This window comes from Candidatus Binatia bacterium (assembly GCA_026415395.1).
GTDB lineage: Bacteria > Desulfobacterota > Binatia > HRBIN30 > HRBIN30 > HRBIN30.
On record JAOAHD010000012.1, the window covers coordinates 36,452 to 50,710 of the forward strand.

A 14,259-nucleotide genomic window follows, 5' to 3' on the forward strand; every position below is an offset into this window, starting at 1 on the left:
CGCCAGTGCGCGGAACCCGGGAGTGGTGTGCCAGCCTCCCGCCGCAGCGTGGGCACGGAAGAGTCGCGCCGACTGCTGAGGCAAAGGTCGAACGAGCTGCTCCCGTCTGCGCCGCCCCTTCTTCCGCACCGCCGGCCGCCGGCGACAACGGGCCGCCTCAACTACCGTTACCCATGCAGACTCGGGACACCGGGGGTCCCTCGGCGTTCCCGCGCCACTTCCGAGAGGGTGGCGTGTCTCGGCTGAGTGGTCGCACTTGTACAGCCCCGGGCAGGATCCCGCTCCCGCGAGCCAAAAGGGCGCAACTTGCACTCCGCTCGGGACCTTGGCACCGCCCGTCGCAACAGTCTTACCTTAACCGCAGCCGGCAAAGCGGAGCGCGAGCAGGATGAGTACGCCACCATAGTACAGCATGGTGAGCGCTTGCTCGGCCCGCAGGCGGATGCGCGGGGCACTGAGGGGGGCAAGCTGTGCGGCCAGCCACAGGAGCCATTCCATGGCGGAGCGCAGGACACCCGCAAGCAGCATTAAGTACGTAACCACCGTGCCGTAGTACACGCACCAGGTTCGCAAGTACGCGGCCCAACCTCTCTGATAGTACTCGCCCCACAAACTTCCGTAGGCGATGTGCTGGTGCAACTGAAACAACAACGCAGTGGGCACGAGACCAAAGAGAAAAAATTTCACCCCGTAATGGTACCACCGCACCGGCGGCCGGGCGGCACGCGCCTCGGAAAATGCAAGTGTGCCGCGGCACGCCCAATCCTCGGCAGCGACTAGCGGCAGGCGGTGCTCCTCCGCCCAGCATCGCGGGCAGCCGACTTCCACTCGCTCGCGCAAAGGTGTGCCCCTACGGGTGATGAGATGAACACCGGGGCCCGGCAACGGAACTCGCCACGGGGTCGCACCGCTCAACAGCTCGCGGGGGATTTCCAGCCGGAAGAAGCGGAGCTCGAGTCCCAGCACCTCGCCGTCGCCAGAAACACGCGCCCGGAACGGGTAGCGCAGGGCATATTCGACAAGCCAAGGCAGGGCAATGGACACCGCAACCAGGCGAGCCAGCAGTGGGGGAGTGACCGGCGGATCGGTTGCAAGCACGACAAGCGCACTGACCAGCCACACGCCGCACCAGCGCCATAACACCAGGACGGCAAGCACCACGCGCATCGCACGCGGGTAGGCGTACGCGACCTCGCGCGTCTTGTGCTCGTGAGGCAGCCGCGCCACTGCGGGCAAATCCATCGGGCGAAGCTCAGTCCCAACGCAGGCAATCAAACGCGGCGAAACAACCGCTCGATCTCCGTCCGCGGCCAAGCGAGAAATGCAGGCCGGCCATGCGGGCAGTGAGCGGCAAAATCCACCTCGTCCATCGCGCGCAACAGGGCCTGGATTTCCTCGATGCTCATCGCCTGTCCGACCCGCACCGCACTGTGGCAGGCCATGCGCGCAAAGATGCGCTCCGTCGCACGGGCTGGAGCTTGGCTGCGGTCGAGCTCCACGAGTTCCTCTGCCAAGTCGCGCACGAGCTGCGCTGGATCTATGTGCGCGAGCAGCGCCGGTACGCTGCGCACGAGCACCGCATCTACCCCAAACGGCTCAATGTCAAAGCCGAGCCGAGAGGCTTCCTCGCGGTACTCGCTCACCCGCGCTTGCGCCTGGGGATCGAGATGTACCACCGCGCCGATGAGCAAATGTTGCTGCGGCAAGGGGCCACGGGCGTATGAGCTGCGCAGGCGCTCGAACACCACTCGTTCGTGTGCGGCATGCTGGTCGAGCAGCACGAGTTCCTCGTGCCCCTCGCACACCACATACCCCGCGAACACCTGCCCCACGATGCGTAATTCGCCAAACCGAAATGCTCGCGCGCTGGAGTGCAGCGCACGATCGGCTGCCTCTCTCGAGCTCGAACGCCACGGGACTTCCAGCACCCACCGCGGCACGCGGGAAGACGGGGTTCCAGGAGGCGGCGGGTCGAACGGTAGTAAAGCTGCCGGCGGCAGGCTAGCTTCCAGCGTGAATCCGGCAGCGGGCGCACCGCTTGCGCTGCTCGCTTGCGGAGCTAACGCCAGCCGCAAACGCTCCTGCACCCCGCGGCTCACCAATTCGTGCACCGCTCCACCGCGGCGAAAACGGACTTCGAGCTTGGCGGGATGAACGTTTACGTCCACTTCCGAGGGCGGAAGTTCCAGAAACAGTACGGCTGCGGGATAACGCCCGGTCATGAGCAAGGTGTTGTATCCGGCAAGCAGCGCATGGGTGAGCAGCTTGTCCCGTACGTAGCGCGCGTTCACGTAGGTAAACACTTGCCGCGGCGAGGGTAAGCTAAAGTGGGTCGGACTCAGCCAACCGGCAACCCGGCCGAGGGAACTTTCGGCTCGGAAGGCGAGGAAACTTTCGGCGCGCTCTCGCCCGAACACTTGCGCGAGCCGTTCCAGGGGCTCGTTGGCCGCAGGCAAGTCCAGCAACAAGCGCCGCCCGTGGCGCAATTGAAAGCCGACGTGCGGCCAAGCCAAGGCAATGCGGGTGAGGTACTCGCTCACTTGGCCGACCTCGGTTGCCGGGGCCTTTAAGAACTTACGCCGCGCTGGCACGTTGGCAAACAACCCGACCACCTCCACGCGCGTACCTGGCGGCATACCGACATCGGCTACCTCCAACACCTTCCCCCCTTCGACCACCACACGGGTGCCCGCTAAGTCCTCAGCACGCCGGCTGCACAACGTGGTTGTGGAGACTGCAGCAATGCTGGCCAGCGCCTCACCGCGAAAACCGAGCGTGGCGATGGATTCGAGATCCTGGATCGTGCGGATCTTGCTCGTGGCATGGCGTTGGAATGCCGCCACCGCATCGGCCCGATTCATGCCCTCGCCATTGTCCACCACCGCAATGAGGCCGAGCCCTGCCTCTTCGAGTTCCACCACAATGGCCGTGGCCCCGGCATCGAGGGAATTTTCCACGAGCTCTTTCACCACCGACGCTGGCCGTTCCACCACCTCACCGGCGGCGATTTGATCGGCAACGTCTTTCGGCAAGACCTGCACTCGGCAGGGCTCCTGCCCCGCCGCTTCGTTTCGGTGCCAAAGCCCGTCTACCGGCTGTGCAAGCGAATTCATGAACTGCCCGCGACCCTTCGTGGCGATTTTCCTCAGAGGATCCACTCTTCCCGCTGGCTGGCAAGGAGACGTGCCGCCTCCTCACCTTGCGCCTCGAGGCCTTTACGCCCCAATTGTGCAGAGAGCAAGCGCCGGTACGCCTCGCTCGCCGGTTGCAACCACAAGTCGACGCCGAGAAGCTCGGCCAAGTACACGACCACAAGCTCCAGCGCATAAATCCATTGGCCCAAGGTGAAGGCATTGACCTGCGGCCAGCGTGTGGCCACATGCCAGCGGCCAGACCGTCTGAGGAGCGCCTCCAGGGCGCGCGCGCTTTCCTGCAAGATCTGCCCGGCGCCCTTGCCCCCCAAATAGGCCAGCGCATCGAGGTCTTGATACGCTGCCGCCACGGCCAGTTCGCGGCCATGATCGGTGGCGGTGAGAAAAATCGCCACAGTGTCGTGGGGCCGCTCAAGCAAGAGTTCGGCAAGCAACGACGGATCCGCCGTGCGCCACGAATTGGGGAGCCAGGAGAGCCCCGGGGTCGAGGGCGCCCTGGGGCTCTTTTGCAAGGCCTCGACAAACAGTTCCGCGCTCCAATGGGCCAAGGCTTCCAACTGCCGGCAAAAGGGCAAAAAGAACAGATGCGCGAGCCGAAGTCGGCGGTGCGCTACATACAGGCAAGCGGCAAGCAGCAAGGCGGGATTGCGCCAAACACTTTCCTCCTGGCAACGAAGCTCCATCCAACTCGCGCCCGCGAGGACATCGTCCGGCTTCAGGCCTGCCACCGCGGCGGGGAATAGGCTTGCGGGGCTGAGGGCCGCAAAGCGGTCGCTGACACCTGCGGGAATCGCCAGCGCCTGGAACCCCTCGTCGTGCACGATTTGCCGGAGCGCGCCCTGATCTGCGTCCGTAGTAACCACGAGGTGGCGCGTGTAATCCACGGCCCCAAGATGGCGGAGCAACAAGTCCCGAATGACCAGGAACTGTGCCAGAGTTTCCGCTGTCTCCCCAGATTTGCTGATGACGTTGAACACGGTCGTGGTGAGATCGAGTTCTTCGACCAGCGCGCCAAAGTAATCAGGGTCGATGGTGTCGGCCACAACGACGCGGAACGACGCTGGCCGCACCGCACCCACCAGCGCTTGCGCAGCTAACGCCGTTCCTCCGCTGCCGACCACCACAAGCGTTTTGGCGTTTCTCCGTACCGTGTCCGCCAGCTCCTTTACTGCCGAGAGCTCGCCCCGTGTGTGAATCCAGTCGAGGAACGGGAGCTCGCCCGCCTGCCGCCGGCTGGACACGCGCGCGTGTACGCGCGCCAGTTCACCAGCTAAATTCTCGATCTCGCTCACAACCCCAGCGTCGTTTTTCGGCTCTCCCGCAAGCACTCCATGGAAGTCGAAGCGGACACTCATCGCCTCCTTGGTTGCGCGGCGTCGATAATCCGGCATGCGGGCACGGTAACATCCTCAGCAAGCAGCGGCTAGCGCCTGTCACCTTGTATTGCTTTAGCGTGCGGGCAAAGGGGGTGGCGTTCGCCGCCACGAACAAGGCCGGTGTAGCGCACAGGGGAGGGCGAGGAACGAGTCGTAAATGGCGGGGTGCGGATCGTCGGGGCAACGTATGCGTCGCCCCGTGCTGCCGCCACACCACGATAGCAGCACGCTCAAACGGAACCTTTCGATCGCGATGCCGCTCTACCAGTGAACCCTTCCAACACCACGCGGCGCGTGAAGCACCAGCGTCCGCCCGGAGTGGGGACCAAAAACTAAAGAGCCAACGATCGCACCGGTGCTTTCGTCACCCGGCCAGAGCGGATACAGCGCGTGCACACGCGCAGCCGGCGCACCCCACCGTTGACTTGCACCCGCACTCGTTGCAAATTCGGCTGCCACGTTCGCTTCGTTTTGTTATTGGCGTGGCTCACATTGTGCCCTACCGAGCGATGTTTTCCGCAGATTTCGCAGCTTCTGGCCATAGATTCACCCTCGCGAGCCTGCACCGCCTAGCGAGAACACCGTAGCTTGTAAAGGGAGGAGCGTTGAAATGCAAATGGAAGCGCGGCCAGTGCCGAGTTTGGAGGAGTTTTTGAATCAACGCATTGCTCCGCGGTTTGCGGAGCAAGTGCGGGATGTTGAGAAACGCTTAGCCGAGCTCGAGCGGCAGTTGGCCGATTTGCGTGCTGCGGAAGGAACCATTGCGTGGGAGATTCAAGGCAGTGAGCCAGCAGTGCGCTATGCCAACTTTGCCGCGGGGCAAATGCGCATCGAAGCCGAGCCTGCGCATCCGCCGGTGATGACGATTGTACAAACCGCCGAGGATTGGGCCCGTTTTACCTCGGGCCTTCCAATTCCGTTCGGCACCGATCCCAGGCGGCCCTTGGGGAAGTCGCGGCTCGAGAGGCTGAAGGGCATCGTCGGCAGCGTGCGCTTCATACTCACCGGCTTGGAGGGCGGAGACTGGAGCTGCCTCGTGGTGTTCGGGGATGCCCCGAAGGAAGGGGAGCCGCGGGTGACGATCACCCTGCCCGCCACCACGGTGACCGAATTGCAGCAGGGCAAAATCGATCCACAGGCGGCTTTCATGCAAGGACGCATCAAACTCGCCGGGGACATGGGTTTTGCCATGCAACTGGGGATGACGCTCTTTATGTAGTTTCCGGCTCGCCCAGGCTTTTCGGCGATTGGGCAAGCGTCACGATCCGCTGAATGAGCGCGCTCGTCGAGTATCCTGGAGCGTATGCAAGTGCATGCACTTCCCCCCCGTGGGCGCGCACGACGTCAGCGCCGACGATACGCTCGAGCGGCCAGTCCCCACCCTTCACCAGCACATCGGGCACGAATTCCTGGATCAATTCGAGAGGAGTGTCCTCCTCGAACACGGTGACGTAATCCACCATCTCCAAAGCCGCGAGCACCTCGGCACGATCGGCCGCCGGCACCACGGGGCGGCTCGGGCCTTTGAGGCGCCGTACCGAGTCATCGCTGTTGAGGGCAACGATGAGCACGTCACCGAGTGCCCGCGCCGCTTGCAGGTAGCGCACGTGCCCAGGATGCAGGAGATCGAAGCAGCCGTTGGTGAAGACGACGCGTTTACCGGAACGCTTTAGCTCCGGGACCACCTCGCGCAGACGCGCGCGGCTTACGATTTTTTCATTTGCCATGCCGCCCTCCCCTAGCACGGCCACGAACCCGGCCACACTCCAGCATGGTCGAGCACGCCGGGGCAAGGCCGCCGCGCGCATCGCTCAGCCTTTCCGCAGCCTGGCGCAAAGCGCGAGCGCACCACTGCCGCCGCCATGAGAAACACCGCCAGCGCCGACCGATCGGGGTGTGGAAATGGGAAGCACCATGGGCACCGGTGGCGTGAGCCAACACCCCATCGTCCCACCCCGGCTCCACAGGCGCCGCCACTCCAACGGGCACGCTACGGCACGCCCGCAGTACGGGCGACGCATACCTCGCCCCTACGATCGCGTTCGTACGGGGTGCCAAGATGCGGACGCACACGGCAACGATCGCAACGTCATCGCGAATCCGCCTGTTCCCCGTCTGCCGTTCACCATTCCCTATTCGCGATTCGCCATTACCCATTCGCCGATGCCACCCGCGCCGCCCCCACGGGCGACGCATGCGTCGCCCCTACATTCTGCTCGCCATGTACGGCCGCGGTGGGCACTGGGACGGCGTAGAACCACGGAAGGCAAGTGCTGCGCTAACCCGCGGCGTTGCCGCGGCCGAGCGCAACCCGCTCGGTTGCGAGGGCTTCGTCCAGCAACTCCGCAGGTGGCAGGTGCAGCCACACTTCCCCGTGGCGAATTTCCACGGGGAAGGTTGCCAGCGCGAGCGGCTCCCCCGAAAGGCAACGCCCGTTGGTCAACGCAAAGAGTTTTTTGTGCAATGGGCACGCCACCGTGGGTACGCCCTGGTGGTCGCCGATGAGGCCGCGCGCGAGCACGAGTGCGCGTTTGTGCGGGCAGACATTCTGCGTGGCGTACCACTCACCGCGGGTCGCAAAGCGATAGACAGCGATTTGCGTGCGCCCGTACAACACCACTCCTGCCCCATCCTCGGGGAAATCCTCCACACGGCCGACCCGAACCCAGCGTCGGCTCCCGTTGTTCAGCACCTGCGCCAGGGTTTTGCCGTTGGAGAGCTGAATCTGCTCCGGCGGCGGTAGCGTGGCATCCGCAGGCCAGTCCACAGGCCGCTTTTGCCCGCGCTCTTCCACCAAGCCAATGCCAGGTTGGCTTTGCTGCGAATTCACAAACTGCCGAAACCAGCGCCGCCGCTCGGGGTTGCACACCACTTCCGTCCATTCGCACCGGTAGCTCTCGACGAGCCGTTGCATTTGCGCTTCCAAGTCGGCAGCGATGCCCAGCCGGTCGTGTACCACCACATCGCGCACTTGCTCGATGCCGCCTTCGAGCTTTTCCAGCCATACACTTGTCCGCGTGAGCGGATCTGCCGTGTGGATGTAGTACATGAGAAAGCGATCGATGTACCGGATGGCAGTTTCCTCATCGAGGTCGGCGGCAAGCAAATCGGCGTGCCGAGGCTTGGCCCCTCCGTTTCCGCACACATAGAGGTTCCAACCTTTTTCCGTTGCGATGAGGCCGAAGTCCTTCCCTTGTGCTTCCGCGCACTCGCGGATGCAGCCCGACACGGCCGCTTTGATTTTGTGCGGCGCGCGGATCCCACGGTAGCGCAGCTCCACCCGGATGGCGAACCCCACGGAATCCCGCACCCCAAACCGGCACCAACTGGAGCCGACGCAGCTTTTCACCGTGCGCATGGCTTTCCCGTAAGCATGTCCCGATTCAAAGCCCGCAGCAACGAGCTCTTCCCAAATGTCCGGAAGCTGGTGCAGCTCCGCCCCAAACAAGTCGATCCGCTGACCACCCGTGATTTTCGCGTACAAGCCGTATTTCTTCGCCACTTGCCCGAGCACGATCAGCTTCTCCGGAGTGATTTCTCCCGCCGGTACCCGTGGCACGACCGAGTACAAACCGCCACGCTGCAGGTTGGCCAAGAAACGGTCGTTGGTGTCTTGAATCGTCGCGTGGTCGAGGATGTGCTCGTTCCACAAGCTCGCCAGGATCGAGGCCACGGCCGGTTTGCACACCTCGCAGCCCGCCCCGCGCCCGTGGCTGCGCAGGAGTTGTTCGAAGCGGCGGTACCCCTTCACCTTGACGATGTGCAGCAGCTCTTGCCGAGAATACGGAAAGTGTTCGCACAACTGCTTGCGCCGCGGCGCTCCGCCAGCCGCAAGCTCCGCCTCGAGAATCTCCTGCACGGCCGCAGCGCAGCCGCCGCAACCGGTGCTGGCGCGCGTAGCGCGTTTGACTTCCGCGAGACTGGTAAGCTGCTGCTGGCGGATCGCAGCGCAAATCGCCCCCTTGCTCACGTTGTGGCACGAGCACACGGTGGCCGCATCGTCGAGCGCAGCCCCACCGCGACCAGGCTGCGCACTTTGCTGCGCCCCTCGCACCAACGCGCTGGGAGGCGCCGGCAGTGGCGCCCCGCAGCGGCTTAGCGCCACCAAGGTGGCATAGTCGCTGGCATCGCCGACCAAGATGCCGCCGAGCAAGCGCTTGCCTTCGCGGTCGAACACCAACTTACGGTAGACGCCGGCGAACGGGTCTTCGTACACGATCGCGCGCCCGTCACCATCGGCGTCAGTGCAACCGAAGCTCGCCACTTCCACTCCCAAGAGCTTGAGCTTGGCGGCCAAAGGTCCGCCGACAAACTCCCGCCGCTCCCCGCACAAGTTGGCCGCCACCACTTCGGCCATCTCGTACCCCGGGGCAACCAAGCCGTAAATTTTCCCCGCGTGCAAGGCCACCTCACCGATGGCGTACACGCGGGGGTCGGAGGTACGCAGGTAATTGTCGACCACCACACCCCCCTGCGGCCCGACGGTGAGGCCGGCTGCGCGCGCCAGTTCGTCGCGCGGACGAATCCCGCACGAAAACAGCACCATGTCGGTACCGAGCTCGGTGCCATCGGCAAACTCTACAGCAGCAACTTGCCGCACCCCGGTAATCGCCTGCGTCACCTTGTTGAGCAGCACGTGCACACCGAGCGCTACGATTTTTTCTTGCAGTAAACGGGCACCGGCTTGGTCGAGCTGGCGCGGCATGAGGCGGGGCGCAGCTTCGACCACGTAGGTCTCCAATCCAAGATCGTACACAGCCTTGGCCGCTTCGAGGCCAAGCAAGCCTCCGCCGATGACCACAGCGCGCCGGCAGCGCTCACCATAGGCCAAGATGCGCTCGAGGTCGTCGATGGTTCGATACAAGAACACGCCTGTCAGTTCCGTGCCAGGAATCGGCGGTACAAAGGGAAACGAACCAGTGGCGAGCACGAGCACGTCCCAGTCGACGCTGTGGCCGCGCTCGGTCTCTACTTGCTGGCGCTCGCGATCAATGCGGGTGACGCGCTCGCCCACCCGCAACTCCATGCCCCACTCGTGGTAAAGCTCCGGCGTCGCCAATCCTAATCGTGTCGCATCCCGATGGGCGAAAAATTGCGTCAACCCTACCCGGTCGTAAGCTGCACGAGGCTCTTCCCCGAACACCACCACCTGCCAGCTCCGGCCACGATCTCGCTCCCACAACGCCTCGCAAAACCGGTGGCCGACCATGCCGTGCCCGACCACCACCACCGTCCGCTTGGCGCTCATCTTTCCTCCCGACGCAGGGCGGGGCGAACGCGCACTGCGCAAGCTTTGTAAGAAGGCTGGCGCGAATAGGGGTCGAACACGGCTTGGGTCAGGGCATTGGTTTGCCGGTCGTGCATGGGCAGGAACACCTGGCCAGGGCGCACTGTCGGCGTGACCCACGCACGCACGCGGGCCTTGCCCCGGCGCGATTCGACAATCACCTCGCAGCCCGGATCGATGCCGTAACGCACCGCATCGCTCGGGTGCATCTCCACATACGCAACGCTCGGCGACAAGCGCCGCAGAATCGGCGCTTTGCCCGTCCGCGTTTGCGTGTGCCACTGCGCGGCCGAGCCGCGCCCGGTCAACAGCAGCAACGGATAGTCGGCGTCGGGGAGCTCCGGAGTTGCCCTCGGCGCTTCGAACACAAAGCGTGCTTTGCCATCGGGATGATAAAACCGCCCGTCGCTGAACAGGCGCCGATGCACCTCGGGCTCCCGTGCCGCCATGGCTTCCGGCCATGGCCACTGGATCCCACCTGCGCGCTCCAACGCTTCGTAGCCGCTTATGCCGGTGAAATCGCAAGGCTGCCCGCGAGACAATTCGCGCAGCAGCAAGAAGACCTCTTGTGGCGTGCGCCAACGCCGAAACAAGCGACCAACGCCCCAGCCCTCGGCGAGACGTTGGAAAATTGCAAAGTCAGGTAATGCCTCGCCGGGCGGAAGGCGGAGCGGCCGAATCACGCCGATGCGGCGCTCGGAGTTGATCACGGTGCCCCATTTTTCTCCCCAGCCAGCCGCCGGCAGCAGCAAGTGCGCGCGCTCAGCGGTTTCGGTGGAGTGGTACATATCCTGAACGACCAGAAACTCGAGCCGCTCGAACACGTCCTGCAAATCACGCCGGTTGATCCAGGAATGCAGCGGGTTGGTGCCGGCGATCCATAAGGCACGAATCTCACCGGCAGCAATGGCTTCGACAATTTCCGGATACGCGTACCCCGGCGAGGTTGGAATGCGTGCGGGGTCGATGTGCAAAATCTCCGCAACTTGGCGGCGATGCTCGGGGTTGTGAAAGTCCCTTCCGCCCAGCAAGCACGTGGTGTTGGCAAATAGCCGCGAGCCCATCGCGTTGCACTGACCGGTAATCGAGTTCGCGCCGGTCCCGGGACGCCCGATGTTTCCCGTCAATAACGCAAGCGCAATCAGGGCTTGCGCCACACGCGTTCCCTCGTGACTTTGGTTGACCCCCATGGTCCACCAAAAGGAAACCCGCCGATGCGTACCCACCAGCCGTGCGACCTGCAGCAGTGTCTCCGACGGCACTCCCGTGGCAGCGGCAACGCGCTCCGGAGGGTGTGCAGCCACGTGGGCCGCAAAGGCGTCGAAGCCACAGGTGTGCCGGGCAACGAACTCGGCATCGTACCAGCTCTCGCGCAAGAGCACGTGGGCGAGTCCGTAAAACAAGGTCAAATCGGATTTTGGACGCAGGGCAAGGTGCAGGGTGGCGCAGGCAGCCGTTTCGGTCACCCGCGGATCTACCACAATCAATGCCCGCAACTGCTGGTTGCGCAACAGCCGCTGCCACAAAATGGGGTGAGCCACCGCGAGGTTGGAGCCGACGAGGACGACGACTTCGCTTTCCTCGAGATCCGCGTAGGTATAAGGTGGGGAATCGAAGCCGAAGCACTCTTTATAAGCGACCACCGCACTAGCCATGCATTGGCGGGTGTTGCCATCGCCATGCACGATTCCCATGCCGAACTTGGCCAGCGCGCCGAAAAGGGCCAGTTCTTCGGTAGGCATTTGGCCAGTGCCGAGGAAGGCCACCGACTTTGGACCATAGCGTTGGATGACGCGGCGCATGTTCTCCACGAACACATCGATTGCCTCGCCCCACGATACCCGGCGGCGAGCCCCATGACGGTCGCGCAACAGCGGCACAGTGGCGCGATCCGGAGCCTCCAACACGGTGAGGGCTTGCCAACCCTTGGGACACGCCTTGTCCAGGTTCACCGGATAGTCCGGGTCCGGGGAAAGATTGACCGCGCGGCCCTCCTGCAAGTGCGCGAGCAACCCGCAGCCGGTCGAGCAGTAGCCGCACACGATCGGGGCCACTGCATCCGGACACAAGCGCGCCGGCACCTGGCCGATTTTCGCACCTGCATCCACCCGCTCGAGCTCGGCGGCCAGACCACCGTACCCCAACGCGCGCCAGAACCGACCCAGCCTCATGCCGACACCTCCACGGCAGTTGCCGGCACCCCCGCACGGAAGAACAACCAGCGCTCGAGCAACTCGCCACTCACGAGCAACAGCAAAGCAACGAGCGCGGCGGCGAAAGGTTGCGCCGAGCCCGGCGGCACGGGCACGAGCAACAGCAACGGCACAACTACCCCACCGACCCAGCCGCAGGCAAAGCGCAACACGCTCCATTGGTACAAGACGTCGGTGAGTAAACGCGCGGCGCGACCCAAGGCCGAGCTCAATCCCTTCCGGGCCCACCAAAACACCCTGGCCTCGAGCCCGAGTTTGACCAACGCCAACATGATCATCGCCACCGCCAGCCCCTGCACGGTGCGCTCGGAAGCAGCAGCGGAACCGGGAACATGCACCAGCACGCTTACCGCGCTCGCCGCACTGCCCAGTAGCAACGTCGTGAGCCCGAAGCGCCACAAAGCACCATGCCACAGCGGGCGGGCCGTGCGCCGGTACACCATGGCCGAGGCTACCAGCCCGATGCCACCCGCGAGGGCCGCGCCCGTTTGCACAAACCCAGCCAACGCTCCTCCCCAGCCCCTCAGCAGTCCGCCTTCAATTGCCGCTGCCACCGCCGCCAAAGCAGCAAAGGCGCCGAAGGCAACGACCTCGCGGCTCAACCAAGAGTGCCCAAGACCAAGCACGGCGCGCCAGGCTAAGAGCGGACGGCCAAGGTGCAGCAGGCTAGCACCGAGAGCGAGGCTGGCTGTAGCCGCGGAAAGCGCCGCATGTCCTTCCCGCACGGCTATGCCTGTGCCCGCCTGCTGCACCAACTTCCCGATGAAAAACGCGCCCACTGCAAGTTGAGTGAGCACCAACATGATCGCCAGGGGCCAATGGCCCTCCTCCGGGCGGAGGAGTTCCGGGTCAGCCAGACGCAAATGCTCCGGCCAGTGTCGCTTGGCGTAGCGCGATGTCGGCTCCGTGAGACGAGGATGCGCCCCGTGCGGCAAAAAGCTTTCGGCACGGGCTCGCGCTTCGACCTCGGTGCGCTCGACTAACTCGATGCGGATGGCTCCGTTCGGGCAGCCTTGTACGCACGCTGGGGCTTGGCCCGCGTTCAGCCGCCCAGCGCACATGTCGCACTTGCGCACGATGCCTAGCCGGGCAACGTACTGCGGTGCGCCGTACGGGCAGGTGAACGTGCAATAGCGACAACCGATGCACTGGTCGTCGAGGTGGCGAACGATGCCCGTGAGCGTGTCCTTTTTGTATGCGTTCGCTGGACACCCTTCAAGGCACGCGGGCTGCAAACAGTGGTGGCAGCTCGCAGTCACATGCTGGAGCACAACGGCGGTCTCGCTCGTGCCGCTGAGCAGCGTCACATTGCGCCACGCTTCCTCGGGGTCGAGACCGTTGAGCGCATGACAAGCCGTCACGCACGCCTTGCAGCCTGTGCAAGCGTCAAGGTCGACCGCAAATGCGTATTGCTCACCGGTTCGTGGTGCCCGCATCGGTAGCGGGTGCCGATACAGCCCACTGCTCGGCAACGTGCCCCGCGCTTGCGCCGAGGCAAATTCTTCCACTGCGCTCGGCAGCACAGGCGCGGGGGCTTTTGCCGGGGCATCGAAGCGCAACACGCCCCCCGAGCCGTGCAACGTGCTTGCCATCGTGAAGACGCGACGAGAGGCCATCTCCGCCACGCACCGCGCTCGATGCGTTGTTTTTCCGGCAGCAGAAGGAGCAGCAGTCCTGCTGCTACAGCAGCAGTGGCTGCAATTGCACCCGCCTCCGACCGCGTACGCAGCCATTCTCTTCGATTGGCGCGCAGCTTGCCGCAACGGCGGGTCATGCAACGCGAGATCACGAGTGCCGACGGTAAAGCGCAACAAATCGAACTGCTGCGCTTCGATACGCCTCCGATGCGGGCTTTCCATCTCTCCTGGGTGGCTTTTTGCGTTGCCTTCTTTGCTTGGTTTGCGGCGGCACCGCTGACCCCGATCGTGCGCGATCAATTAGGCTTGTCGGCCGCAGATTTGAGCAATGCCATGATTGCCAGCGTGGCGGCGACGATCTTCGCCCGCATCGTGGTGGGATTCTTGTGCGATCGCTTCGGCCCCCCGCCGTGTGTACGCGCTCCTCCTGGCAGTAAGCTCGCTACCCGTGTTCCTGCTCGCTCTCGCCGACAGCGCCGGTGCCTTCGTCGCTGGCCGATTCGCCGTGGGCATCGTCGGGGCAGCGTTTGTGGTCACCCAGTACCATATGAGCCTCATGTTTGCGCCGCGCGTGCTTGGCGCCGCCAATGCGCT

Annotated in this window: 10 protein-coding genes; 2 read left to right on the forward strand and 8 right to left on the reverse strand. The window is 64.3% G+C overall.

Annotation, left to right across the window (positions count from 1 at the left end; translation table 11 throughout):
* Nucleotides 1-354 precede the first annotated feature (354 nt).
* The 4 genes from N3C12_11385 to rpmB form a co-directional block, all read right to left on the reverse strand.
* Nucleotides 355-1,242, reverse strand: a complete 888-nt coding sequence (locus N3C12_11385) for a hypothetical protein (protein MCX8073039.1) — start codon at nt 1,240-1,242, stop codon at nt 355-357.
* A 29-nt stretch (nt 1,243-1,271) separates the two neighbouring features.
* Nucleotides 1,272-3,113, reverse strand: a complete 1,842-nt coding sequence (mutL, locus tag N3C12_11390; protein ID MCX8073040.1) for a DNA mismatch repair endonuclease MutL — start codon at nt 3,111-3,113, stop codon at nt 1,272-1,274.
* A 32-nt stretch (nt 3,114-3,145) separates the two neighbouring features.
* Entirely contained in the window at nt 3,146-4,543 is a 1,398-nt protein-coding gene (locus tag N3C12_11395) for a hypothetical protein (GenBank protein MCX8073041.1), read from the reverse strand.
* 317 nt (nt 4,544-4,860) lie between these two features.
* Complete coding sequence (gene rpmB, locus N3C12_11400; GenBank protein MCX8073042.1) at nt 4,861-5,070, reverse strand: 50S ribosomal protein L28; 210 nt, start codon at nt 5,068-5,070, stop codon at nt 4,861-4,863.
* A gap of 68 nt (nt 5,071-5,138) precedes the next feature.
* Between rpmB and N3C12_11405 the strand changes: the two genes are divergently transcribed.
* The gene (locus N3C12_11405) at nt 5,139-5,747 is read left to right on the forward strand and encodes an SCP2 sterol-binding domain-containing protein (GenBank protein MCX8073043.1); all 609 of its coding nucleotides are present in this window, start codon (nt 5,139-5,141) and stop codon (nt 5,745-5,747) included.
* Here the strand turns inward: N3C12_11405 and rfaE2 are convergent.
* The 4 genes from rfaE2 to N3C12_11425 form a co-directional block, all read right to left on the reverse strand.
* The gene (rfaE2, locus tag N3C12_11410) at nt 5,740-6,255 is read right to left on the reverse strand and encodes a D-glycero-beta-D-manno-heptose 1-phosphate adenylyltransferase (GenBank protein ID MCX8073044.1); all 516 of its coding nucleotides are present in this window, start codon (nt 6,253-6,255) and stop codon (nt 5,740-5,742) included. The two genes, N3C12_11405 and rfaE2, sit on opposite strands and share 8 nt — an antisense overlap.
* A gap of 551 nt (nt 6,256-6,806) precedes the next feature.
* Entirely contained in the window at nt 6,807-9,776 is a 2,970-nt protein-coding gene (nirB, locus tag N3C12_11415) for a nitrite reductase large subunit NirB (GenBank protein MCX8073045.1), read from the reverse strand.
* Nucleotides 9,773-11,986: a nitrate reductase gene (locus N3C12_11420; protein MCX8073046.1), complete on the reverse strand. Its 2,214-nt coding sequence runs from the start codon at nt 11,984-11,986 to the stop codon at nt 9,773-9,775. Before N3C12_11420 ends, nirB begins: the two co-directional genes overlap by 4 nt.
* Nucleotides 11,983-13,644 (reverse strand): dimethyl sulfoxide reductase anchor subunit, encoded by a 1,662-nt coding sequence (locus tag N3C12_11425; protein ID MCX8073047.1) that lies wholly within the window; start codon nt 13,642-13,644, stop codon nt 11,983-11,985. Before N3C12_11425 ends, N3C12_11420 begins: the two co-directional genes overlap by 4 nt.
* Nucleotides 13,645-13,800: 156 nt before the next feature.
* Here N3C12_11425 and N3C12_11430 point away from each other — a divergent pair.
* On the forward strand, nt 13,801-14,259 hold a 459-nt coding region (locus tag N3C12_11430; GenBank protein MCX8073048.1), incomplete at its 3' end, for a hypothetical protein.